The sequence below is a fragment of the Micromonospora sp. URMC 103 genome (genome assembly GCF_051386435.1).
Lineage (GTDB): Bacteria > Actinomycetota > Actinomycetes > Mycobacteriales > Micromonosporaceae > Micromonospora.
On sequence record NZ_JBPQTR010000004.1, the window covers coordinates 72,918 to 95,123 of the forward strand.

Here is a 22,206-nt window from a genome sequence, read left to right on the forward strand (position 1 = left end):
CCGACTGCTAACCTGTCGTCCGTTTCGAAGGCGGGAGGCGGCGGTGACCTCTGGCGTCGCGGCGTTGTGGTCGCACCGCAACTCGCTGCGCATCCTGGTCAAGCGCGATCTCGCCGTGAAGTACCAGCAGTCGGTGCTCGGCTACGTCTGGTCGTTGATCGAGCCGCTCGGCATGGGCGCCATCTACTGGTTCGTCTTCGGCGTGCTCTACTCGCGGGACACGGGGCGCCACCTGGGCGACGCCGCGGAGTCGTACCCGCTGTTCCTGATCACCGGGATCTTCGCCTGGATGTGGACGAGTTCGGCGCTGAGCGAGGCGACCAACGCGCTCACCGGTCAGTCCCGGTTGATCACCACCATGAACGTGCCGCGGCAGGTGTTCCCCATCGGCCGGGTCACCGGCCGGTTCGCGGAGTACGCGGCCGGGCTGCCGATCCTCGCGGCCGTCGCGGTGGCGTACGCCGTGCACGGCCGGGTGCACCCGGGCTGGTCGCTGCTCGCCCTGCCGCTCGCCGTGGCCGTCCAGGGCGTCCTGCTCGTCGGGCTGGCGCTGCTGCTGTCCGCGTTCAACGTGCTGATGCGGGACGTGGAGAGGTTCATGCGGCTGGTGATCCGGGTGCTCTTCTACGCGACGCCGATCATCTACCCGCTGAGCCTCGTGCGGGAGTCGGACCTGCCCGGCTGGCTGAAGATCGCGTACGAGGTGAACCCGCTGGTCGGCATCTTCCAGCTGCACCACTCGATCTGGTACCCGGACGAGTTCCCCGACGCCCGCCTGCTCGCCACGACCGTCGGCGTGAGCCTGCTGGTGCTGGTGATCGGATGGCTGTCGTTCCGTCGGCTCGAACCCGCCGTGCTCAAGGAACTCTGAGATGGCCGACCCGATCATCGAGGCGGACGGGCTCGGCATCCGGTTCGTCCGCAACCGGCGCCGCCAACTGCGGCTGCGGGAGATGTTCATCCACCGCGGCGGGCGTACGGCGCCGTCGGGCCAGTTCTGGCCGCTGCGCGACGTGTCGTTCACCGTACGGCCCGGCGAGACGGTCGGCGTCATCGGCCGCAACGGCACCGGCAAGAGCACGCTGCTGCGGCTGATCGCCGGGGTGCTGATCCCGGACGAGGGGAGCATCCGGGTGCGCGGCGACGTGGCGCCGCTGCTCGAACTGTCCGCCGGCTTCTCCAACGACCTGACCGGGCGGGAGAACCTGCACCTCGTGGGTGGCCTGCACGGGCTCTCGTCGGGCTACCTGAAGCGGCACTTCGACGACATCGTCTCGTTCGCGGGCGAGCAGGTGGAGCGCGCCATCGACACGTCGGTACGGCACTACTCGTCCGGCATGAAGGTGCGGCTCGGCTTCGCGATCATCTCGCACCTGCCGCACCCGATCCTGCTCATGGACGAGGTGACCGCGGTCGGGGACGCGGAGTTCCGGAAGAAGTGTTATGCGACGATCGACCGTCTGCTCGGGGAGGGGCGCACTCTGGTGCTGGTGTCACACAACGAAAAGGACCTGACCCGGTTCTGCCGTCGGGGGCTGTTCCTCGACGGGGGCCGGCTGAGCCTCGACGGCACCATCGCCGAGGCGCTGGACGCGTACCACGGCGCGGTCCCCCGGTGACCCTCGCGATCGTGCTCGCCGGCGGCGCCGCCGCGGCGGGCCTGCCCACCCGTACCGGCGAGACGCTCGCCGACCGGCTGGCCGCCCAGTGCCGCCGTGCCGGCGCCCACGAGGTCCGGTTCGCCGCCGACCTCGACGAGTTGGCCGCGCTGGCCGACGTGGCCACCGGCCCGGTGCTGGTGACCGGCGGCGACCTCGTGGCGCACGGCGCCGTGCTGCGCCACCTGGCCACCAGCCCCGTCGGGCCGACCGTGGCGCTCGTGCTGACCGGCCCGCCCGGCGCCGGTCGCGCGGTGGTCCGCGAGGAGCGCGGCCAGGTGGTCGAGGCGGGCCCGGCGGAGACCCTGAACGGCGAGGCCACGGGGGTCTTCGGCGGTGCCCTGCGCGTCGGCGCCGCCGACCTGCCGGCGCTCGCCGCCGCCGCCCGGGCCGTGGCGGCCGGCACCGTGCCGCCACCCGCGGCGGCCACCGCCGTGGACCGGCTCTTCGCGGGCCTCGCCGTGCTCGGCACGCTGGTCTTCGCCCACCGGGTACGCCTGCTCGTCGCCCACCGGGTGGACGGCGCGCCCGAGCTGGCCGCCGCCGAGGCGGCGCTCGCGGAGGTGGACGAGGACCGGGCCGAGCTGCGCCTGTCGGTGAAGGAGCGGGATGACTTCTTCTCCACCTACTTCGTGAGCACCTGGTCGCCGTACCTCGTCCGGGCCGCGGCCCGCCTGGGGCTCGGCCCCAGCACGGTCACGGTGATCTCGATCCTCTTCGCGGTGGCCGCCGCCGTGCTCTTCGCCGTCGAGGGCCGGCCCGCGCTGGTCGGCGGTGCGGTCCTGCTCTACCTCGGCTTCGTCCTGGACTGCGTGGACGGGCAGCTCGCCCGCTACACCCGCAACTTCAGCGCCTGGGGTGGCTGGCTGGACACGATGGCCGACCGGGCGAAGGAGTACCTGGTCTACGCCGGCCTGGGCTTCGGCGCCACGCAGGCCGGTCACCGCTACGGCTGGGCGCTCGCGATCGCGGCCATGACGTTGCAGACGGTCCGGCACATGACCGACACCTGGTACGGCGTCCTGCACGACGAGGCGGCGCGCCGACCGCGCACCTCCGGCACGGGCGGGGGCGGCATCGGCGACCGGTTGAACGCGGCCTCCACGAGGGTGCAGGCCGACACGGGTTCGCTGTCGTACTGGCTGAAGCGGACGGTGGTCTTCCCCATCGGGGAGCGGTGGGCGCTCATCGCGCTGACCGTGGCGCTGTTCAACCCGTGGGTGAGCCTGGTGGCGGTGCTGGTGTGGGGTGTGCTCGCCTTCGCGTACACGGGTGCCCTGCGTACGCTGCGGGCCCGCTGGATGTGGGTCCCCGTGCTGGACACCGTCGACGCCACGTTGCACCGCGACGACGGCCCGCTGGCGGCGCGGATGCCCGTGGTCCGGCCGGTGGGCCCGCTCACCCTCGCGGTGATCGGGGCGCTCGGCCCGGCGGCGCTGCTGGCCCTGGGGTTGGCGGCCGGGGGCTCGGACGGCGCGGGGAACGGCCTGCGGTGGCTGCTGCCGGTGGCCCTGCTGGTGCTGCTGGTCGGTGGTCTGGGGGCGGGCGCCGCGCACAACGGCCCACTGGACTGGCTGGTGCCGGCCGCCCTGCGCGCCGGTGAGTACCTCTTCGCGATCGCCGTGGGGGTGCTCGGCGACGTGCCGGCATGGCTGATCTTCGGCTACGTCTTCGTGCTCACCGTGCACCACTACGACCTCACGGCCCGGCTCGAGAAGCGGCAGGCCGCCCCGCCGTTGCACCCCGTCACCCTCGGCTGGGACGGGCGCTCGCTGCTCCTGTGCCTGGCGGCAATCGTCGGGTTTGCGGGTATCGGGATGGCTACACTCGGTACGTACCTTCTCGTGGTTTTCGTGGCGAGCGTCGTCCTGGCCTGGGTCGTCCTGCCGGCCCGCGCGGCGCGGGCGTCGGCGGTGCCGGTGCGGACGGGGGGCGGCGCGCCGGGCTGACGGAGGGACGGCCGGATGACTGCGATCAGTTTCGTCGTACCGGCCTTCCGGGTGCAGGGCTACCTGCGCGAGTGCCTGGACTCGATCCTCGACCAGCCGTTCGACGACCTCGAGGTCATCGGCGTCGACGACTGCTCGCCGGACGACAGCGGCGAGATCTTCGAGGAGTACGCGGCGCGCGACCAGCGGGTGCGCCCCATCCGGCTCGGTGAGAACGTCGGGCTCGGTCCGGCCCGCAACGTCGGGCTGGACCGGGCCGTCGGCGAGTACGTCTGGTTCCTGGACGGTGACGACTGGCTCGCGCCGGAGTGCCTCCCCGTGGTGGCCGACCGGCTGCGCGCCACCCGGCCCGACGTCCTGCTCGTCGACCACGTCCGGACGCACTGGAACGACACGGCCACCCGCAGCGCCATGCGGGACGTGTTCCCGGAGCCGCCCGGGGAGGAGACGTTCCGGCTGCGGGACCGCCCGGAGGCGATGCGACTGCTGCACACCGCCTGGAACCGGGTGGTCCGCCGGCAGTTCCTCCTCGACCTCGGCCTGCGCTTCGAGCCCGGCTGGTACGAGGACGTGTCCTTCAGCTATCCCACGCTCATGGCGGCCGACCGCATCGGTGTGCTGGACCGGGTCTGCGTCAACTACCGCCAGCGCCGCGCCGGGGCCATCACCCGGACCCGGGGCGAGCGGCACTTCGAGGTGTTCCCGCAGTGGCACCGGGTGTTCCGGCTCATGGACAGCTGGGGGCCCGCGGTCGACGAGCTGCGCCCCGCGGTCTTCGAGCGGATGATCTGGCACTACCTCACCGTGCTCGGCAACGGGCAGCGGATCGCCCCCGAGCTACGCCCCGCGTTCTTCGCGCAGATCACCGCCGACTACTCCCGCTGGCTGCCGCCCGGCGGCTATCCGGCGCCGGACGGGGTGGAGGGGCTCAAGCACCGGCTCGTGGCCGGCGGACGCTGGCGGACGTTCAGCGCGCTGCGTACCGCCAGCCGGGCGCGTGACGCGGCGCGGCGCTCGGCGCGCCGGACGAGGCGGCGCGTGGCGCCGGTGGCCCGTCGCAACGCCCGCCGGGCCCGGGACGTGCTGCTGCGCGAGTACTACCGGGCGGAACTGCACCGGCCGCTCGACCCGACACTGGCCGTCTACGCCGCGTACTGGTACCGGGGCTACTCCTGCAACCCGGCCGCGATCTACGAGGCGGCCCGGCGGCTCACACCGGAGATCCGGGGAGTCTGGATCGTCCGACGCGACCGGGTCGACACCCTGCCGCCGGGGGTGGAGTACGTCGTGGCGGGCACCCCGGGCTACTACCGGATGCTGGCCCGGGCCCGCTGGCTGGTCAACAACGTCAACTTCCCGGACTTCGTCCGGAAGCGGCCCGGCTCGGTGCACGTGCAGACCCACCACGGCACGCCGGTCAAGGTGATGGGGCTCGACCAGCAGCGGTACCCGATCGGCGCCGGACGGATGGACTTCGCGGGGCTGCTGCGCCGGGTGGACCGCTGGGACTACAGCATCACCTCGAACAGCTTCTCCACCCAGATGTGGGACCGGGCGTACCCGGCCGCGTACACGACCCTGGAGGTCGGCTACCCGCGCAACGACCGGCTGGTCACGGCCACGCCCGAGGAGGTGCTGCGGCTGCGCGCCGACCTCGGGATCGGGCTCGCCGAGAAGGTGGTCCTGTACGCGCCGACGCACCGGGAACACCTGGCCACCTACCGGCCGCCGTTCGACCCGGACCGCTTCGTCGAGGCGCTCGGCCCCGCCGGCCGGCTCCTGATGCGCAGCCACTACTTCCACGACCGGGACCGGCGGCCGCGCCGGCCGGTGGACCGGGACCGGGTGCGGGACGTGAGCGCCCACCAGCGGGTGGAGGACCTGTACCTGGTCGCCGACGTGCTCGTCACCGACTATTCGTCGGCCATGTTCGACTACGCCGTCCTGGACCGCCCGATCGTGATCTACGCGCCGGACTGGGAGGCGTACCGGCTGGCCCGCGGTGTCTACTTCGACATCACTGCGGAGCCGCCGGGCGCGGTCGCACTCACGTTCCCCGATCTGCTCACCGTGTTCCGCAGTGGCGAGTTCCGATCGGAGGCCACCACGAAGGCGCGCCAGCGGTTCCGGGCCCGGTTCTGTGCGTTGGACGACGGGCACGCGGCCGAACGGGTGGTCCGTCGCGTCTTCCTCGGGGAGCCGGCCCCGCCCCGCCCGGGCTGCTGAGACGAGTCGGCCCGCCGCGCCACCACGGGCCGGTCCGCCGCGCCGCCGCTGGCCGGTCCGCCGCGCCGCGGCCGGGCCGGCCGGTTCGACGGGCATCGCCCGGGCTCGATGCGGCCGTAACAGCGTCGTCACCGCCCGAACATGGCACGTTTACCCGATGTGCTGGCGGCATGATCCTCGTCACAGTCATTTGGGGGTTCTGCCCGACGAGCTGGGGGAGGTGACGGTGACCACCGTCGCGCTCAAGGATGTGACCAAGGTGTTCCGGGACGGCACCGTCGCCGTCGACAGCATCAACCTGGACGTGGCCGACGGCGAGTTCATGGTGCTGCTCGGCCCGTCCGGGTGCGGCAAGTCGACCGTGCTGCGGATGGTCGCCGGGCTGGAGGACCCGACCCAGGGCGCCGTGCTGCTCGACGGCGAGCTGGCCAACGACCTGTCACCGCGGGAGCGGAAGATCGCCATGGTCTTCCAGGACTTCGCGCTCTATCCGCACATGTCGGTGGGTGACAACATCGCCTTTCCGCTGCGCCTGGCCGGGGTGGAGCCGCTACCGCGCGGCGAGCGGGTCAGTGACGTGGCCAGCGCGTTGGGCATCGGCGACGTGCTCGCCCGGAAGCCCAGCCAGCTCTCCGGCGGGCAGCGCCAGCGCGTGGCCATGGGCCGCGCGATCGTCCGCCGGCCGGGCCTGTTCCTCATGGACGAGCCACTGTCGAATCTGGACAGCGGCCTACGCGCCGAGCTGCGCGCGGAGATCTCCGGCCTGACCCGCGAGCTGGGCGTCACCACCATCTACGTCACGCACGACCAGGCCGAGGCGCTCACCATGGCCGACCGGGTCGCTATCATGCGCCGCGGCGTCCTTCAGGACGTCGGCACACCCACCCAGGTGTACGGCCGGCCGGCCACCCTCTACGTGGCCGCGTTCCTGGGCAGCCCGCGGATGAACCTGCTGGAGGCGTCGGTCTACGTCCACCTCGACCGGTACGTCACGCTCACCCTCGGCGAGCAGGCCCTCTACCTGCCGTGGGACGACATCCGCAGCCGTGCCGTGGCGCACTACCACGGCGAGCGGATCGTCGTCGGGATGCGGGCCGAGGCGATCACCCCGGTGAGCCCGGACAGCCCGGGCGACGTGCTCCACGGCCGCATCCGCTACCTGGAGCACCACGGGCACGAGTCGCTCGCGTTCCTCGACATCGGGGCGACCGCCATCGTCGTCGACGAGATGGGCAGCCGGGGCGACTCCGCCGACGCGGGCCAGCGTGGCCTGCGCCGCTTCGGGCAGGTGATGCAGCGGCTGACCGGGAAGCCGGCGGACGCCCCCGAGCAGGTGGTGGGCCGGGCCCGGACCAGCGTGCTGCCCGATCCCGGGCGGCACCACCGACGCCCGGCCGAGCTGGCCGTACGCCTCGCCCCGTACCCGGCGGTCAGCAGCGGGCACCCGCTGTCCGTCCGGGTGCGGATGGACGCGCTGCACTTCTTCGACGAGCGCGGCGACCGTATCGACGTGGGGTGGCGGTGAGCGGCGCCGATGCCCTACCGTGCGCCGCAGGCCAAGGACCAACGAGGAAGGGGTGTGCCCGTGTCGGGTGACCGTCCGAACCCGCTCGTCATCGAGCGCATCCTGCGCGACCGGAACGGGATCTGGCAGCAGATCGTGGCCGAGCGCGACCTGAACGGGCTCACCGTCCGGATGCTGGTGAGCTCGGCGATCGCGCTGGCGTGCTACGGCGCCGTCCTCGGCGCGTTCCACAGTGTGCTCATGGCGCTGACCTCGGCGGTCAAGCTGCCGCTGCTCTTCCTCATCACGCTGGCCATCTGCCTGCCCACGCTCTACCTGTTCAACCTGGTCTTCGGGGCCCGCCTCTCGGTCCGCCAGTCGCTCGCGCTGGTCATGGTGGCCATCACGGTCACCTCGATGCTGGCCGTGGCGTTCGCCCCGATCAGCCTCTTCTTCCTGATCACCGCGCCCGACTACGGGTTCTTCAAGCTGCTCAACGTGGCGATCCTGACGCTGTCGGCGGTGGTGGGGCTGCGCTTCCTGACCGGCGGCATGCAGGTGCTCAACGAGCACGGCCTGCTCGCCCCGTCGACGCCCACCGAGGCGGTGTCGACGTCGGCCGGAACGGCCGCGTCCGTCACCCCGGCGGCCGTGGCGGCCGCACCGGCCGCCGGGGCGGGGTCCTCCCCGGCCGTGCCGGCCGCGGCGGTCGCGAACGGTGGGACGCCGGCCGCGAGCGCCACGGCGACGGCCGTGGCCGAGGCGGCACCGGCCGCGCCCGCCACGCCCCCCGCGGTGCCCGCGCAGCCCGTGCCGGCCGCGGTCGGCGCGCCGCTGGTCGCGTTCCCGCCCGGCATGGTGCCGCCGGGCTACCCGGCCGCGCAGCGCCCGTGGGCCACGCCGCCGGTACGCCGGGGCGAACCGGGCCAGCGGGCCGGCGAGCATGACCCTGCTCTACATCTGGATCCTGCTATTCGGGTTCGTCGGCACGCAGCTCGCGTGGACCCTGCGCCCGTTCTTCGGTGACCCGGGGCAGGACTTCAGCCTGTTCCGCAGCATCGACGGCAACTTCTACGCCGAGATCCTGCGCACGATCGCCAACCTCTGACCGGTCGGCGCGGGTGGGCGGCGCGGGCAGCGGTCGCTGCTCCCCGCTGCTACGCGGCGGGCTGTCGACCTGCCCCAGATCTGGGGCAGGTCGACAGCGGTCGCGGCCGGTGGGCCGCCGTCGGCCCGGATCGCCCTTGCCGCAGCAAGTTACCCACGAGTAGCGTCTGGTCATGTCCATCGACTCACGCCAGGTGGCGGCCGGAATGCTCGAGGCCGTGCCGTTCGCCCGTACGCTCGGCTTCGAGTTCGTCGAGATCGCCCCCGAGGCCGACGGGGGCGTCCGGGCCGTCGTCCGGCTGCCCGACTCGCCGGCCACCCACAACCACGTCGGCGGCCCGCACGCCGGCGCCATGTTCACCCTCGGCGAGACCGCGTCCGGCGCGGTGGTGCTGGCCGCGTTCGGGCACCTGCTCGACCGCGCCGTGCCGCTGGCGGTGCGGGCCGACATCGCGTACCGCAAGCTGGCCCGCGGGCCGGTGCGCGCCACCGCCCGGCTGGCCGGGTCGGTGACCGCGGTGGCGGCCGAGCTGGACGCCGGGCGGCGGCCGGAGTTCCCGGTCGAGGTGGAGATCGCCACCGAGGACGGGACGCCCACGTCGCAGATGACGGTGGTCTGGACGCTCCGCCCGCAATGATCCCGCCCGGGCGGAAACGCCCGGGCCGCGCGGGACGGGCGGAAACGCGTTTGTCGGCCCGGCCGGGTGGATAGATTCGTACCGTGCTGGGCCTACCTGCTCACGTGACCGCCTGTCTCTTCGACCTCGATGGCGTGCTGACGCAGACCGCCCGGGTGCACAACGCCGCGTGGACCGAGACGTTCGACGCGTTCCTGCGGCAACACGCCGCGGCCACCGGGGAGCCGTTCCGGCCGTTCGACCCGGGCCCCGACTACAACCGGTACGTCGACGGCCGGCCCCGCGCGGACGGCGTCCGGGCGTTCCTCGCCTCGCGCGGCATCGTGCTGCCCGAGGGCTCGCCGGACGACCCGCCGGACGCCGACACCGTCAACGGGGTGGGCAACCGCAAGAACGTCCTGCTGCTGCAACGGCTGCGCACCCAGGGCGTGGACGTCTACCCGGGCTCGGTGACCTACCTGAAGGCGGCCGCGGCGGCCGGGCTGCGCCGCGCCGTCGTGACGGCCAGCGCGAACGGCCGGGAGGTCGTGGCCGCGGCCGGCCTGGAACCGTTGATCGAGACCCGGGTGGACGGGCTGGTGGCCCGGGCGCAGGGTCTGCGCGGCAAACCGCACCCGGACACGTTCCTCGCGGGAGCGCGGCTGCTCGGCGTCGACCCCTCCCAGGCCGCCGTGTTCGAGGACGCGCTGGCCGGGGTGGCCGCCGGGCGCGCCGGCGGGTTCGGGTTCGTGGTCGGCGTCGACCGCGTGGGCCAGGCCGACGAGCTCCGGGCGCACGGCGCCGACGTGGTGGTCCGCGACCTCGCGGACCTGCTGGACGAAGGGCACGGCGCATGATCAGGGAACGTTCCTATCCGGTCGATCCCTGGCACGTACGGGAGATCCGGCTGGACATGGACGTGCTGGCCCAGTCCGAGTCGGTCTTCGCCCTGTCGAACGGGCACATCGGGCTGCGCGGCAACCTGGACGAGGGCGAGCCGCACGGCCTGCCCGGCACCTACCTGAACTCGTTCTACGAGTTGCGCCCGCTGCCGTACGCGGAGGCCGGTTTCGGCTTCCCCGAGTCCGGCCAGACGATCGTCAACGTGACCAACGGCAAGCTGCTCCGGCTGCTGGTCGACGACGAGCCGCTCGACGTCCGCTACGGCGAGCTGCTCTCCCACGAGCGGATCCTCGACCTGCGGGCCGGCACCCTCCACCGCGAGCTGCACTGGCGTTCGCCGGCCGGCCGCGAGGTCAGGGTGCGCAGCACCCGGCTCGTGTCGTTCACCCAGCGGGCGGTCGCCGCCATCAACTACGAGGTCGAGGCCGTCGACGGCCCGTTGCGGCTGATCATCCAGTCCGAACTGGTCGCCAACGAGACGCTGCCGGCGCAGAGCCGCGACCCGCGGGTGGCGGCGGTGCTGGAGTCGCCGTTGCAGGCCGAGGAGGAGCTGACCACCGAGGACGGCGGGCTGCTCATCCACCGGACCAAGGTGTCCGGGCTGCGCGTGGCGGCCGCCATGGAGCACGAGGTGCACGGCGCGGGGCACGCGAGCGTCGAGTCCGAGGGGTACGAGGACTGGGTGCGCACCACGATCGGCTGCGTGCTGAAGCCCGGCCAGACGCTGCGGGTGGTCAAGTACCTGACGTACGGCTGGTCGAGTCGCCGCTCCCTGCCGGCGCTGCGCGACCAGGTCGGCGCGGCGCTGGCCGCCGCCCGGCTCGACGGCTGGGAGGGGCTCTGCCGCGAGCAACGGGCCTACCTCGACGAGTTCTGGGACGACGCCGACGTGCGCGTCGAGGGGGACCCGGAGGTGCAGCAGGCCGTCCGGTTCGGCCTGTTCCACGTGCTCCAGGCCGGCGCCCGGGCCGAGCGGCGGCCCATCTCGGCGAAGGGGCTGACCGGTCCGGGGTACGACGGGCACGCCTTCTGGGACACCGAGATGTTCGTGCTGCCGGTGCTCACGTACACCCAGCCGAGCGCGGTCCGCAACGCCCTGTACTGGCGGCACTCGACGCTCGACCAGGCCCGGGAGCGCGCGCAGACGCTCAACCTCAAGGGCGCCGCGTTTCCCTGGCGGACGATCGAGGGGCCGGAGTCGTCCGGCTACTGGCCCGCGGGCACCGCGGCGTTCCACATCGCCGCAGGCATCGCCGACGCGATGCGCCGGTACGTGCTCGTCACCGGTGACACCGGCCTCGATCGGGAGATCGGCCTCGAACTGCTGGTCGAGACGGCCCGGCTGTGGCGCTCGATCGGTCACCACGACCGGCACGGGCAGTTCCACATCGACGGCGTGACCGGCCCTGACGAGTACACGGCCGTGAAGAACGACAACATCTACACCAACCTCATGGCGCAGCGGAACCTGCTGACCGCGGCCGACGCCGCGATGCGCTACCGGGACGAGGCGCTGCGCCTCGGCGTCACCGACGAGGAGGCGGCGAGCTGGCGGGACGCGGCCACCGCCATGCACATCCCGTACGACAAGGAGGTCGGCGTCCACCAGCAGGTGGAGGGGTTCACCCGGCTGCAGGAGTGGGACTTCGCGAACACGCCGGCGGAGAAGTACCCGCTGCTGCTGCACTACCCGTACTTCGACCTGTACCGCAAGCAGGTGATCAAGCAGGCGGACCTGGTGCTCGCCATGCACTGGCGGGGGGACGCGTTCACCCCGGAGCAGAAGCTGCGCAACTTCCTCTACTACGAGCGGCGGACCGTCCGGGACTCGTCGCTGTCGGCCTGCACCCAGGCCGTGCTCGCGGCCGAGGTGGGCCACCCGGAGCTGGCGCACACCTACCTGCGCGAGGCGGCCCTCATGGACCTCCACGATCTCAACGAGAACACCCGCGACGGGGTGCACATGGCCTCGCTCGCGGGTGCGTGGATCGCCCTCGTGGCCGGCCTCGGCGGCCTCCGCGACCACGACGGCACGCTGTCGTTCGCGCCCCGGCTGTCCAGCCGCATGAGCCGTCTTGAGTTCTCGCTCCAGTGGCGCGGCCGGCACCTGCGCGTCGACGTGCGGCCGCACCAGACGACGTACGCCCTGCGCCACGCCGATCCGGACGACGTGGTCGAACTGCGCCACCACGGTGAGACGATCCAGGTCACCTGCGACGAGCCGGTCACCGTACCGGTGCCCGCGGCGCACCCGTCCGGGCCGCCTCCGGAGCAACCGCCCGGGCGCTCGCCGCTGCTCCGGCTGCCCGAGCGGGAGCCGTGAGTTCCTGACCAAGAGGTCGGGGCGGGCCAGAGGCCCGCCCCGACCGTCGAACTCGGCGTCAGAAGCGCTCGCCCGTGGAGGGGCGGCCTTCGGCGTCGCGGGGTGCCATCGTCCGGGGATCGTCGGCGGTACGCGCATGGGCGACTTCGTCCGCCCAGTCCTTGTTGCGTTCGACGCTCCGAAGCCGGCGCTCCTCCGCGGCCCTCTGCTGCTCCCGGGACGCCTGTTGCTGTGGGGACGTCTGCCGCTGCTCGGCCATGATGATCCTCGCGATCCGTCGGGGCGCGGTTGCGCCGACACGGTCTGCGGTCGCCTGTCGCCTACCCGGACACCGCCTGCGCAAACGCCGCCGGAGGCGTGCGACGGGCCGGCCCGGGTATCCGGTGCACCGCCGGTCGTGGCGGCCGGCGGGGTGGAGGTCAGCCATGGACGTACGCAGTAGCGAGGTGACGATCCCGGTGGGGGAGGCCCGGCTGCCGGCCGACCTGGTCCTCCCCGCCGACCCGGTCGGGGTGGTGCTCTTCGCGCACGGCAGCGGCAGCTCCCGGCACAGCCCCCGGAACACCGCCGTGGCCCGGGTGCTCAACGGGCAGTCGCTCGGCACCGTGCTCGTCGACCTGCTCACCCCCGAGGAGGACGAGGTGGACGCCCGCACCGCCGAGCTCCGCTTCGACATCGGGCTGCTCTCCGACCGGCTGGCCGCCATCGTCGACTGGCTGGCCGAGGAGCCGTCGACGCGACAGTTGCCCATCGGTCTCTTCGGTGCGAGCACCGGCGCCGCCGCCGCGCTCGTCAGCGCGGCGTACCGGCCCGACCGGGTGGGCGCCGTGGTGTCCCGGGGTGGCCGGCCGGATCTGGCCGGCGCGTCGCTGTCGGGCGTACGCGCCCCGACGCTGCTGCTCGTGGGCGGCCTGGACGAGCAGGTCATCATGCTCAACGAGCAGGCGCGCCAGGCCCTGCCCGGCCACGTCGAGCTGCACGTGGTGCCCGGCGCCACGCACCTCTTCGAGGAACCCGGCAAGCTCGACCAGGTCGCCGACGAGGCCGCCGCCTGGTTCGCGACCCACCTCCGTCGCTGACCGGCCCGGGTCATCCCGCCCCGGCCGGAGGGTCGACGCGGCGGCGGCGCTGCACGGTGTCGACGACGCGCCAGGTGACGGCGGCGAGCGGCACCGAGACGAACGCCCCGGCGATGCCGGCCACGAACGTGCCGGCGGCCACCACGATCAGGAGCACGGCCGGGTGCAGCCGGACCTGCCGCTTCATGATCAGCGGATCGAGCACGTTCCCCTCGATCTGCTGCACGGCGATGACCGCGGCCAGCAGGACCAGCGCGGTGACGGGCCCCTTGGCGGCGAGCGCCACCAAAACCGCCACGATGCCCGCGACGGTGGCGCCGATGATCGGCACGAACGCCCCGATGAAGGTGATCAGCACGAGCGGCAACGCCAGGGGGACCCGGAGCAGCAGCAGCGCCAGCCCGATCCCGAGCGCGTCGCTCGCCGCGATCATCAGGGTGCCCCGGCTGTACGCGCCGAGCGTGCGCCAGCCCGCCCGGCCGGCCTCGGCCACGACCTCCCGGTTCGGCCCGGTCATGCGGGACAGCACCCAACCCCACATCCAGCGGCCGTCCTTCAGCAGGAAGAAGAGCAACACCAGCGAGAGCAGTGCGGCGCCGAACGCCTCGGTGAGCGTCCGGGCACCCGCCACCAGGTCGAACCGGCTGCGCCCGATGGCCTTCCGGACCTCGTCGATCACCCGGTCGAGCTGCTGGTCGCTGACCGGCAGGGCCGCGGTCACGAACTCCCGTGTGTTGGCGACTCCTCGCGTCAGCTCCTGGCGCAGCGCCCCGAACTGGCCGGCCGTCAGGTTCCACGCCAGCACCACCACCCCGGCCAGGACGCCGACCAGCAGCAGGATGCTGAGCAGGGCGGCCAGCGAGGGCGGCACCCGCAGCCGGCGCAGCAGGAGCAGCACCGGGTCGAGCAGCGCGGCCAGGAAGAGGGCGACGGCCACCGCGATGGCCACCGGCGCGAGCAGTCCCGTGATCCGGGCCAGCACGTACAGCCCGGCCACGACGACCACGAGGCAGGCGCTCCAGAGGACCGCCGAGCGGACCAGCCACGGCAGCGCCGCCCAGGCGTGGCGCATGCTGTTTCCGGCCACGTTGGGGGCCGCTCCACCGGGCGAACGCCCCGCACCGTCCTCGTCCACCGTGGGCCCTCCTCGCGAGTCGCGGGGTGGTACCCGTGCAGGTGCCTTCGACACCCGGTGTCCGGCGGCGACCGGCGTTTGCGCTCAGGGGCGGAGGGAACCCGAAAGGACCGACCCGCAACAGAGGAGGACGCCGTGGGCGACTTCATGGACAAGGCCAAGGACGTCGCGGACAAGCACGACAAGCAGGTCGACCAGGGGCTGGAGAAGGGCGGCGAGATGGCCGACCGGCGTACCGGCGGGAAGTACGACGACCAGATCGACAAGGGCGTCGACCAGGCCCAGGCACGCACCGGCGAGGGCGACCAGGTGCGGTGAGCCGCCACCGCTCCCGGGCCGCCGCGACGCGGCGGCCCGGGAGCGGTGGCGGGACGGACGGTCGTCAGCGCTCCTGCTCGCGCAGGTCGGCCATCGAGGTGGGCCGGTGGGCGAGCGCGTCACGCATCCGGTCGACCAGGCCGGTCCCGGGTGCGAGCAGCTTGTTCGCGGGCGGGTGGTCGGGCGCGGCGGGGTGCGGCCGGGTCGGTGCGGACTTCTTGGCGGCGTTCACCTTGCCGGCGAGTTCGACCAGCTCCTCCTTGGCGACCGCGGCCCGCAGCCGGGGGAAGAGGTCGCCCTCCTCGTCCTTCACGTGGTGGCGGATGGTGCCGGTGAGGTGGGCGAGCAACTCGTCGAAGCGGGGGTCGGACGGGTCGACGCCCTCCAGGTCCTTCATGGTCCGTTCGGCGTCCGAGTGTTCGGAGATCTCGTGCTCGGCGACCTCGTCGCCGTCCGGGAACGCCTTCCGGGCGGCCGGGTAGACGTACATCTCCTCCGCGATCGCGTGCCGGACGAGTTCGGCGATCACCACGTCGGCGAGCTGCCGGCGGTGCTCGGGCGTGCCCTGCCGGCTCTCCAGCTCGACGAAGAGCGCCTCGACCTCGCGGTGGTCGGCGGTCAGCACGTCGACGACGTCCTGGTCCCTGCTCTGTGGATCGGTCATGTCGTGCCCCTTACCGGTTGCGGATACGGTCGGTGCAGGGCTCGTACCCCGGCGCGTCCGACCGAACCGTGGGCGCGTGCGGCAAATCCGCTCATGATTCACCCGCTCCGGGTGGGGTAACCCTCGCCATGGTCGACGAGCGTCCCGCCGAGGAACCCGCGCGCTCGCCGCTCGGCGAGGCCGCCGAGCGCAGCGGGAGGCGGGTGGCGCACGCCCGGCGCGTCGGCGGCCAGGCGGGCCGCGTACGGCTGCGCCAGCTCGAGATCACCCTCGTGATCGCGGTGCAGGCCGGGCTGGCCTCCGCGCTGGCCGCCCTCATCGCGCACAAGTTCCTCGGCCCCGGCGCGCACGTCTTCGCCCCGGCGGCCGCCGTGGCGACCATCGCCACGGCGATCGGCCAGCGCGCCCGCCGGACCTTCGAGCTGCTCGGCGGGGTGGGTCTCGGCATCGTGATCGGGGACCTGCTGCGGTTCGCGCTGGGCAACGGCCCGTGGCAGACCGGTCTGGTGGTCGGGCTGGCGATCGCCATCGCGCTGGTGGTCGCCGGTCGGGGTGGCGCGCTCGTCGGTCAGGCCGGCGGTACCGCCGTCCTGATCTCCACCCTGGCGCCCATGGAACGTGGACTCGAGCTACCGCGGATCTTCGACGCTCTCGTGGGTGGCGCGGTGGGCATGCTGGTCGTCGTGCTGCTGCTGCCCGTCAACCCGATTCGGGTGCTCGACCGCGCCTCGGCGCCGATCGTCGCGAGGCTCAGCGACCAGACCGACGAGATCGCCGAGGCCCTGCGGCAGCGGGACTCCGACCGGGCGATCCGGGCACTGGACCAGCTGCGTGGGCTCGAGCCGGACCTGGCCCGGTTGAACGAGACGCTCAGCGGCGCCGAGGAGGTGGTGACCCTGGCGCCGGCACGGTGGCACCGCCGGGCGCAGTTCCACCGGTACGCCCACGCGATCGCGCACTTCGAGCGGTTGGCGCTGGACGTGCGGGTGATGGCGCGCCGGGCGTCGACGGCGATCCAGTACCGGGAGCCGATTCCGGACGAACTACCCGCCGCGTTCGTACGGCTCGCCGACGCGGTCCGGGTGATGCGCCAGGAGTGCCGCGCCGCGGATACGTTCGACCGGACCCCGGCCCTCGTGCTGGAGGCGGCCGACCTCGCGGGCCGTGCCTGGGCGCGGGGGGTCAACTCGTTCGTCGACTCGCTGATCACCGACCTCCGGTCGGGCGCCAGCGACCTGCTCCGGGCGATCGGGCACGAGCCGGAGGAGGCGAATCGCCTGGTGCGTACGGCGGCGGGCGCCGGCCAGCGGGCGATCCGGCCGCCCGCGTACCAGCGGCTGCACCGGGCTTCACGACAGAAGTTCTCCGCCGGTCCCGAGGGGCGGATGCGTCGGGCCGCGCTGCGGGCCAGCCTCCGCAGCCGGTCCGGTCAGGCCCGTGCCAGAAAACGGGCCGGGCTCCCCCAGCGGAGGAGCCCGGCCCGGTGACACTGCCGATCAGGAGGAGTAGCCCCGCTCGGCGATCCAGTTGGCGACCTTGCCGAGGGGCATCCAGTACTCGCCGTCGGTCGGGTCGGCCGGGTCGGCGATCTGGATCGAGTCCCCGCCGTCCCGGTACCCGACGAGGGTCAGGTAGTGACCGCCCTCGTACGAGTGCGGGTTGCCGTTGGCGTCCACGGCCGTGCCCTTGACGTTGGCGACCACGGGCCGACCGGCGTCCAGCGCGGCCGTCACGTTGGCACGCAGCTGCTCGACCTGCTCCGGCTTGGCCACCGAGTCACGGATCTCGGTGGTCTTGTACTTGCCGCCGGTCAGCTCGTTGAGCACCCGCGTGGTGTCCAGGGCCGACGGCGTGCCGGCCTCGGTCGTGCCCAGCAGCGCGGCGACCTCGTCCTGCGAGAGGGCCTTGCCCTGGGCGGAGAGCGCGATCCGCGTCGCGGCCGGACCGCAGTAGAAGAAGTTCGGCTGAGCCTGGTACTCCACGCCCACCTGGCGCTCGGCGCGGCGGTCGTGGGCACCGTCCTTGCCCGGCTTGTCGGCCTGGGCGGACGTCGCCGGGCCGGTCTGGGGCGGCGCGGCCTGGGCGGCCACGGTGGGACCCAGCACGCACCCGCCGGCGACCAGCAGGCCGGCGACGGAGAGGCTGCTCTTCTGGATGATCGGGTTCATGCGTCGGGCTCCAATCGGGGGGTTGACGCCTCCGACGGAGGCGTACGCACCAGGACAGGCGCTCGGCACCTTGGTGAGGATCGAGCCGGGGCCGGTGTGGGCTTGGGCTCTCCAGGGACGTAACGGCCCTGCTTCGGCTGGCATTCCGCCACTCGCGGCACCGCGTGACGGCGTCGCGACCAGGTGCAACAGCGATCGGTACGGCCGGATTCCAGGTGCCGCGGTGAGGGACTTCTCGGGCCGCCGTGGGACGAAACGGTCAGGCCACGCAGCGGGTCACAGGGTGCCCAGCAGCCGCGTGATGTGCACTTCGAGCACCACCCGCTCCGGGTTCGGCCGCGGGGTGCGGTAGCGCTCGGCGTACCTCCGCTCCGCCTCGGCCACCGCGGCCGGATCCGTCCGGACGACCGCCCGGCCCTCGATGGTGAGCCAGCGCCGGCCGTCGACCTGGCACACGGCCACGGCGGCGCCCCGCGGGCCGGCGGCGGCCACGTGACGCGCCTTGCGGGACGTGGCGGAGGTGATGACCCGAGCCAGGCCGGCCGCGGGGTCCAGCGTCACCCCGACGGGCACCACGTGCGGGGTGCCGTCCGCGCGCAGGGTCGTGAGTGTGGCGAGGTGCCGTTCCCGGCAGAAGCGCAGAACCCGTTCGTCACGGACGTCCCACCCGTGCCCACCCGACATGCCCGCCCCCCGTTTCCCGGTGCCGACCGATCATGGCACGGGCCAGCGGGCCCGGCCTGTCTCCGGCGGGGCGTCCGGCTGGCCGGGCAGCCGACGCGCGGCCGCCCGGTGCCGGTGGACCAGTCGGGTGAGGTAGATGAGCGCCGCCGTGAGGACGCCCATGTCGTCCAGGTAGATCGGGTCGGGCAGCAGGTCGACGGGGAAGATCGTGTAGAGCAGGGCGCCGTAGAGCGCGAACTTGCCGCTCGCGCCGAGCGCCGTGAGCATCCGGTGCGTACGCACCACCTTGACGGCGAGCAGCACGGCGCCGATCAGCGTGGCGAGCACCACGACGCCGACGATCACGACGACGATCCACGCTTCCCGCGACATGCGGTCACGCTAACCCAGCGGCACCAGATCCGTCCCGGCAGCGCACCGGCCGTCCCGCGAAGGCGCCCGAGCCGGCCGGGCCGTCTCCCGCAAGCACCACACCGGCGGGGCCGTGCGGCGCGACGTCAGTACGCCGCCGCGGCGGAGCGGCCCCGCGCCACCACCGGGTTCTCCCGCGTCTGCTCGACCGGGCGGGCCACCTCGCTCAGCGGCAGCACCGACTGCGGCTCCTCGATGCGGCGGCCGGTCGCGACGAACGCCTCCTCACGGAGACTGCGCGCCGCCGCGACGGCCGTCTCGGCGGCCCGCCAGGCGGCCTGCTCCCGCTCCCGGGCCGCCTGGTGCCGGGCGAACAGGTTGTCCCGCACGGCGCGTCGGAGCACCAGTTCCTGCTCCACGGGGTGCAGCCGCGGGTCCCAGCCGTTGCGGTGCGCGAAGACGTCACTGAGCTGCTCCACCGACAGCTCCCGCCGCCAGTACGCGTCGAGCGCCGCCCGGTGCAGGTAACGCTCGCGGTCGACGTACTCGGCCGGGGTGCGGGCGGTGCGGGGCAGCGGCATCGACGCGGCGGCGCCGAGCCGGCGTACGTCCGCCTCGGCCGCCTCGTACGCCTGCCAGGCCGTCTCGACCGCCTCCTGGGCGGCCAGCCACTCGGCCCGCCGGCGCTGGGCGGTGGTCGTGGCGCGCTCCGCGGCCACCGAGACCTCCTGCGCGTAGCGGGCACGTTCTCGCTCCTCCTGGGCGAGTTCGAGCTGGCTGGGCATGGCGGCGCGGCGGATGCGCACGGCGGCGTCGGCCGCGAGCCGTCCCGGTCGCAGGAGCAGGACGGCGACGGTGGCGCCCACCACGGCGAGCAGGCCCAGCCAGATCGCGGCGGCCCGGGGCACGTCGGGCAGGACGGCGGAGAGGACGGTCTGCATCATCTGCACCTCGTGGTCAGTGTCGAGAATGGACGAATTGACCCGCTGGCGGGCGGAGAGACGGTGGGCGGGCTCCGGGTCACGGTGCCGTCGCGGTGCACCGGCTGCGCGACGACCGCGCGTCGGACGCTGCGGGCGAGGCGCCGGCCGGGCCGGAACGGTCGGGCGGTTCGAACCGCTCGGGCCGTTCGGACCACTCCGGTCGGCCGGGCCGGGACGTCCGCGGTCGGGTCGGGCCGGAAAGGCCTTCGCGCGGGCGGGCGCGACGTCGGACCGGAGGCCGCTCGGACCGGACCGTCGACCCGGAGCCGACGCTCGCGTCGGCACGAGACCGGCGGAGGCCCTCGGATCAGGCGAGTGGTGGGCCTCGGCGGCCGGGTGCGCGACGCCCTGGATCGGTGGCCGCCGTGGCGCCCGGAGCCGTCGTCACGACGGTGGCGGCCGAAGCGGCGGGAACGCCCTCGCGGCCGGGCCCGTGGGCGGTGCCGTCGTCGACGGTCGGCCGGTCGACGGCGCGCGTGCTGGCGGGACGCGACAGGTCGGGCGCGCTGCTCAGGACGCTCGCGGAGAGCCGCGGGGCGGCGCCTGGGGCCGCCCCGGCCGGCACCGAGGTGGCGCCGTTGAGACCGACGGTGAGCGCGAGCGCGGCGACGGCCAGGCGGGTCAGCTCACGCAGGGAACGCAGCGTGGCCCGCCACACGGGGCGGGTGGACGCTACGGAGAGCACGGCACCAACCTATCGCCCGTAGCGGTCGGGCGCAGCGCGGCGGCGGGCGGCCGCGACGTGACCATGCCCACGCCCTGCATGTGGACAGACGACGACGGCCCACCCGGGAGAGTTCCCGGACGGGCCGTCGGTGCGCCGTGGAGGGGTCAGTCGCCGGTGCCGAGCACCGGGGGAGCGGCATTCCGGCCGTCGCCCCAGACCATCTCGTCCTCCGTGAGCCAGGTGAGGCGCTCGCCCGACTCGTCCTCGTCGTGCTGACCACGCCCGCCGAGCACGCCCGGCCGGTTGCCGGCGCCGCGGCCCGTCGCCGCCGCGCGGTTGCCCTCGCCGCGCCGGCCGTCCATGCTCCGGCCCACGCCGGTGGCCGAGCGGGTGTCCGCCCCGGCGGTGCCGCCGCCCGGGCGGGCCGGTGCCGTCGGGGCGCTCCCGGACGAGCTGGCGAGCGCGCCCGTGGCGACCAGGCCACCGGCCGCCGCGACACCCGCGCCGGCGCCGGTGAACAGGCCGGAGCCCGAGGTGCCGGGAGAGGTCGTGCCGGCGAGGCCGAGTGAATTTCCACCGGTGCCGGCCGGCAGCGTGCCGCCGGTCGACGGGTCGGCGCCCGCGAGCGACGTGCCGAGCCCGGCGCCCGTGACATCCGGCGTGGTGACCGTGCCGCCGTCGCCGAACGGACCCGACCCGTCGCCGCCGTGACCGCTCGTGGGCCCGGGACCGACCCGGTCGGGCGTCACCATGACGGCGTCACCGGTGCGCAGGCCGGCGCCCCGGATCTCCGGTGCGCCCGTGGGCGTGCCGACGTGCGGACCGCCGCGGACGGTCGGCCCGCTGCCGTCCACGGTGCCCGGGGTGTCCGGGTCGGGCGGCGGGGGTGTGACGATCCGCCCGTAGGCGGAGAGGTCGTAACCGGCGGCCAACTCGGCCACCACGTTGACCATGCGCTGGTGCGCCTTCTCCTGCTCTTCCTTGTCCTGCTGGTGGCCCATCAGACCGCCGACCAGCGCGCCCGGCACGCCGAACACGGCCGCGCCCTTGAGGGCGCCGGACACCGCCTGGTCGTGGTCGTCGGTCTCCTCGGGGCTCTCCGCCTGCTTCTGGGCCGTGCGCAGCTGGCCGGACATCATGGTGAGCGCCGACGTGACGTCGGCCATCCCCTCGCCCAGCGTGCCCGCGTAGTCGACGATCAGGGTCAGCCGGCGCTGGAACTCCTGACTCGCCGAGCCGACCCAGGTGTGGGAGAGCTTCTCGAGGTCGCCGCTCAGGTCTCGGCCGAGGGCGTCGACGATGCCCTTGAGGGCGGACCACTGGGCGGCCACACCGTCGATCTGCCCCGGCTTGCCGGCCATCACGGCGTCGTAGAGCGTCTGGTGGCTCTGACCCTGGTAGCGCTGGACGTACTCAGACACGCGGCTTTCCCTCCGGCTCGAGCGCCTCGTTGACCCCGGTGAGCGCGGACGCGATGTCGGCGGCGCTGGCCGCGTTGCGCGCCTCGGTGGTCCGGTAGTCGGCCAGGATCGTGCTGGTCGCCTTCTGCGCCGCCTTCACCGCCTGTTGGAGCCGCGTGACCTGCTCCACATAGGACTGGCGGATCTCGGAGTAACGGCGCGAGTTGCTGGTCGCGTCGGTGAAGGTGCCCAGCGCCGGAGGCGTGCACTGCATCTCGGTGTTGAGCTTGCGCAGCAACGACTCGGCCTGGGTCAGCCGGTCGGCCAACCGCGAATGGAAGTCCTCAAGGGACAGGAGATCGACTTCCGTGCGCCCGGTCATGGCAACATCCCCGTAGTGCTAATCGACAACCGTTGGCCAGGCTCAGGTTAGTCGACAGGGGCGACAGGAGGCGACCCGCCGTCGCCTT

General features: G+C 73.6%; 22 protein-coding genes. 12 read left to right on the plus strand and 10 right to left on the minus strand.

Annotation, left to right across the window (positions count from 1 at the left end):
- Positions 1 to 43: 43 nt before the first annotated feature.
- From ACSNOA_RS03925 to ACSNOA_RS03965, 9 genes are all read left to right on the plus strand, one after another.
- The gene (locus ACSNOA_RS03925; RefSeq protein WP_436656348.1) at positions 44 to 871 is read left to right on the plus strand and encodes an ABC transporter permease; all 828 of its coding nucleotides are present in this window, start codon (positions 44 to 46) and stop codon (positions 869 to 871) included.
- A 1-nt stretch (position 872) separates the two neighbouring features.
- Complete coding sequence (locus ACSNOA_RS03930) at positions 873 to 1,619, plus strand: ABC transporter ATP-binding protein (protein ID WP_436656350.1); 747 nt, start codon at positions 873 to 875, stop codon at positions 1,617 to 1,619.
- Positions 1,616 to 3,607 carry a DUF5941 domain-containing protein gene (locus ACSNOA_RS03935; protein ID WP_436656352.1) on the plus strand — a complete coding sequence of 664 codons (1,992 nt, stop codon included), beginning with the start codon at positions 1,616 to 1,618 and terminating at the stop codon, positions 3,605 to 3,607. Before ACSNOA_RS03930 ends, ACSNOA_RS03935 begins: the two co-directional genes overlap by 4 nt.
- A gap of 15 nt (positions 3,608 to 3,622) precedes the next feature.
- Positions 3,623 to 5,833 (plus strand): bifunctional glycosyltransferase family 2 protein/CDP-glycerol:glycerophosphate glycerophosphotransferase, encoded by a 2,211-nt coding sequence (locus tag ACSNOA_RS03940; protein WP_436656354.1) that lies wholly within the window; start codon positions 3,623 to 3,625, stop codon positions 5,831 to 5,833.
- A gap of 226 nt (positions 5,834 to 6,059) precedes the next feature.
- On the plus strand, positions 6,060 to 7,358 hold the full coding sequence (locus ACSNOA_RS03945; protein WP_436656356.1) for an ABC transporter ATP-binding protein: 1,299 nt from the start codon (positions 6,060 to 6,062) through the stop codon (positions 7,356 to 7,358).
- Positions 7,359 to 7,418: 60 nt separating this feature from the next.
- On the plus strand, positions 7,419 to 8,363 hold the full coding sequence (locus ACSNOA_RS03950) for a hypothetical protein (RefSeq protein WP_436656358.1): 945 nt from the start codon (positions 7,419 to 7,421) through the stop codon (positions 8,361 to 8,363).
- A gap of 254 nt (positions 8,364 to 8,617) precedes the next feature.
- On the plus strand, positions 8,618 to 9,082 hold the full coding sequence (locus tag ACSNOA_RS03955; RefSeq protein WP_436656360.1) for a DUF4442 domain-containing protein: 465 nt from the start codon (positions 8,618 to 8,620) through the stop codon (positions 9,080 to 9,082).
- Positions 9,083 to 9,165: 83 nt separating this feature from the next.
- The gene (locus ACSNOA_RS03960) at positions 9,166 to 9,918 is read left to right on the plus strand and encodes a beta-phosphoglucomutase family hydrolase (protein ID WP_436656362.1); all 753 of its coding nucleotides are present in this window, start codon (positions 9,166 to 9,168) and stop codon (positions 9,916 to 9,918) included.
- Positions 9,915 to 12,287 carry a glycoside hydrolase family 65 protein gene (locus ACSNOA_RS03965; protein WP_436656364.1) on the plus strand — a complete coding sequence of 791 codons (2,373 nt, stop codon included), beginning with the start codon at positions 9,915 to 9,917 and terminating at the stop codon, positions 12,285 to 12,287. Before ACSNOA_RS03960 ends, ACSNOA_RS03965 begins: the two co-directional genes overlap by 4 nt.
- A 58-nt stretch (positions 12,288 to 12,345) precedes the next feature.
- On the opposite strand, the gene ACSNOA_RS03970 is transcribed toward ACSNOA_RS03965, so the two are convergent.
- Positions 12,346 to 12,546 (minus strand): hypothetical protein, encoded by a 201-nt coding sequence (locus ACSNOA_RS03970; RefSeq protein WP_436656366.1) that lies wholly within the window; start codon positions 12,544 to 12,546, stop codon positions 12,346 to 12,348.
- A gap of 166 nt (positions 12,547 to 12,712) precedes the next feature.
- Between ACSNOA_RS03970 and ACSNOA_RS03975 the strand changes: the two genes are divergently transcribed.
- Entirely contained in the window at positions 12,713 to 13,366 is a 654-nt protein-coding gene (locus ACSNOA_RS03975) for a dienelactone hydrolase family protein (RefSeq protein WP_436656368.1), read from the plus strand.
- 10 nt (positions 13,367 to 13,376) lie between these two features.
- Here ACSNOA_RS03975 and ACSNOA_RS03980 read toward each other — a convergent pair whose 3' ends face one another.
- Positions 13,377 to 14,501 (minus strand): AI-2E family transporter, encoded by a 1,125-nt coding sequence (locus ACSNOA_RS03980; protein ID WP_436656370.1) that lies wholly within the window; start codon positions 14,499 to 14,501, stop codon positions 13,377 to 13,379.
- A 135-nt stretch (positions 14,502 to 14,636) separates the two neighbouring features.
- Between ACSNOA_RS03980 and ACSNOA_RS03985 the strand changes: the two genes are divergently transcribed.
- Complete coding sequence (locus ACSNOA_RS03985) at positions 14,637 to 14,819, plus strand: antitoxin (RefSeq protein ID WP_436656372.1); 183 nt, start codon at positions 14,637 to 14,639, stop codon at positions 14,817 to 14,819.
- Between the two features lie 64 nt (positions 14,820 to 14,883).
- On the opposite strand, the gene ACSNOA_RS03990 is transcribed toward ACSNOA_RS03985, so the two are convergent.
- On the minus strand, positions 14,884 to 15,483 hold the full coding sequence (locus ACSNOA_RS03990; RefSeq protein WP_436656374.1) for a hemerythrin domain-containing protein: 600 nt from the start codon (positions 15,481 to 15,483) through the stop codon (positions 14,884 to 14,886).
- A 128-nt stretch (positions 15,484 to 15,611) separates the two neighbouring features.
- On the opposite strand from ACSNOA_RS03990, the gene ACSNOA_RS03995 reads away from it, so the two are divergent.
- Positions 15,612 to 16,970: an FUSC family protein gene (locus ACSNOA_RS03995; protein ID WP_436656376.1), complete on the plus strand. Its 1,359-nt coding sequence runs from the start codon at positions 15,612 to 15,614 to the stop codon at positions 16,968 to 16,970.
- Positions 16,971 to 16,979: 9 nt separating this feature from the next.
- Here the strand turns inward: ACSNOA_RS03995 and ACSNOA_RS04000 are convergent, their stop codons facing one another.
- From ACSNOA_RS04000 to ACSNOA_RS04030, 7 genes are all read right to left on the minus strand, one after another.
- Positions 16,980 to 17,651 carry a C39 family peptidase gene (locus ACSNOA_RS04000; RefSeq protein ID WP_436656378.1) on the minus strand — a complete coding sequence of 224 codons (672 nt, stop codon included), beginning with the start codon at positions 17,649 to 17,651 and terminating at the stop codon, positions 16,980 to 16,982.
- 276 nt (positions 17,652 to 17,927) lie between these two features.
- Positions 17,928 to 18,335 carry a pyridoxamine 5'-phosphate oxidase family protein gene (locus tag ACSNOA_RS04005; protein ID WP_436656380.1) on the minus strand — a complete coding sequence of 136 codons (408 nt, stop codon included), beginning with the start codon at positions 18,333 to 18,335 and terminating at the stop codon, positions 17,928 to 17,930.
- 30 nt (positions 18,336 to 18,365) lie between these two features.
- Positions 18,366 to 18,707, minus strand: a complete 342-nt coding sequence (locus tag ACSNOA_RS04010; protein ID WP_436656382.1) for a DUF1232 domain-containing protein — start codon at positions 18,705 to 18,707, stop codon at positions 18,366 to 18,368.
- Positions 18,708 to 18,832: 125 nt separating this feature from the next.
- Complete coding sequence (locus ACSNOA_RS04015) at positions 18,833 to 19,627, minus strand: hypothetical protein (RefSeq protein WP_436656384.1); 795 nt, start codon at positions 19,625 to 19,627, stop codon at positions 18,833 to 18,835.
- A 349-nt stretch (positions 19,628 to 19,976) separates the two neighbouring features.
- On the minus strand, positions 19,977 to 20,354 hold the full coding sequence (locus tag ACSNOA_RS04020; protein ID WP_436656386.1) for a hypothetical protein: 378 nt from the start codon (positions 20,352 to 20,354) through the stop codon (positions 19,977 to 19,979).
- 146 nt (positions 20,355 to 20,500) lie between these two features.
- Positions 20,501 to 21,757, minus strand: coding sequence for a WXG100 family type VII secretion target (locus ACSNOA_RS04025; protein WP_436656388.1), 1,257 nt, complete (start codon positions 21,755 to 21,757; stop codon positions 20,501 to 20,503).
- Positions 21,750 to 22,118 (minus strand): hypothetical protein, encoded by a 369-nt coding sequence (locus tag ACSNOA_RS04030; RefSeq protein WP_436656390.1) that lies wholly within the window; start codon positions 22,116 to 22,118, stop codon positions 21,750 to 21,752. The genes ACSNOA_RS04025 and ACSNOA_RS04030 overlap by 8 nt, the downstream gene beginning before the upstream one ends.
- Positions 22,119 to 22,206: the final 88 nt, after the last annotated feature.

Coding starts and splice junctions, on each gene's coding strand:
- ACSNOA_RS03930 (WP_436656350.1), top strand. CDS start 873: ATGGCCGACCCGATCATCGAGGCGGACGGGCTCGGCATCCGGTTCGTC.
- ACSNOA_RS03940 (WP_436656354.1), top strand. CDS start 3,623: ATGACTGCGATCAGTTTCGTCGTACCGGCCTTCCGGGTGCAGGGCTAC.
- ACSNOA_RS03955 (WP_436656360.1), top strand. CDS start 8,618: ATGTCCATCGACTCACGCCAGGTGGCGGCCGGAATGCTCGAGGCCGTG.
- ACSNOA_RS03965 (WP_436656364.1), top strand. CDS start 9,915: ATGATCAGGGAACGTTCCTATCCGGTCGATCCCTGGCACGTACGGGAG.
- ACSNOA_RS03970 (WP_436656366.1), bottom strand. CDS start 12,546: ATGGCCGAGCAGCGGCAGACGTCCCCACAGCAACAGGCGTCCCGGGAG.
- ACSNOA_RS03975 (WP_436656368.1), top strand. CDS start 12,713: ATGGACGTACGCAGTAGCGAGGTGACGATCCCGGTGGGGGAGGCCCGG.
- ACSNOA_RS03990 (WP_436656374.1), bottom strand. CDS start 15,483: ATGACCGATCCACAGAGCAGGGACCAGGACGTCGTCGACGTGCTGACC.
- ACSNOA_RS03995 (WP_436656376.1), top strand. CDS start 15,612: ATGGTCGACGAGCGTCCCGCCGAGGAACCCGCGCGCTCGCCGCTCGGC.
- ACSNOA_RS04000 (WP_436656378.1), bottom strand. CDS start 17,651: ATGAACCCGATCATCCAGAAGAGCAGCCTCTCCGTCGCCGGCCTGCTG.
- ACSNOA_RS04005 (WP_436656380.1), bottom strand. CDS start 18,335: ATGTCGGGTGGGCACGGGTGGGACGTCCGTGACGAACGGGTTCTGCGC.
- ACSNOA_RS04010 (WP_436656382.1), bottom strand. CDS start 18,707: ATGTCGCGGGAAGCGTGGATCGTCGTCGTGATCGTCGGCGTCGTGGTG.
- ACSNOA_RS04015 (WP_436656384.1), bottom strand. CDS start 19,627: ATGCAGACCGTCCTCTCCGCCGTCCTGCCCGACGTGCCCCGGGCCGCC.
- ACSNOA_RS04030 (WP_436656390.1), bottom strand. CDS start 22,118: ATGACCGGGCGCACGGAAGTCGATCTCCTGTCCCTTGAGGACTTCCAT.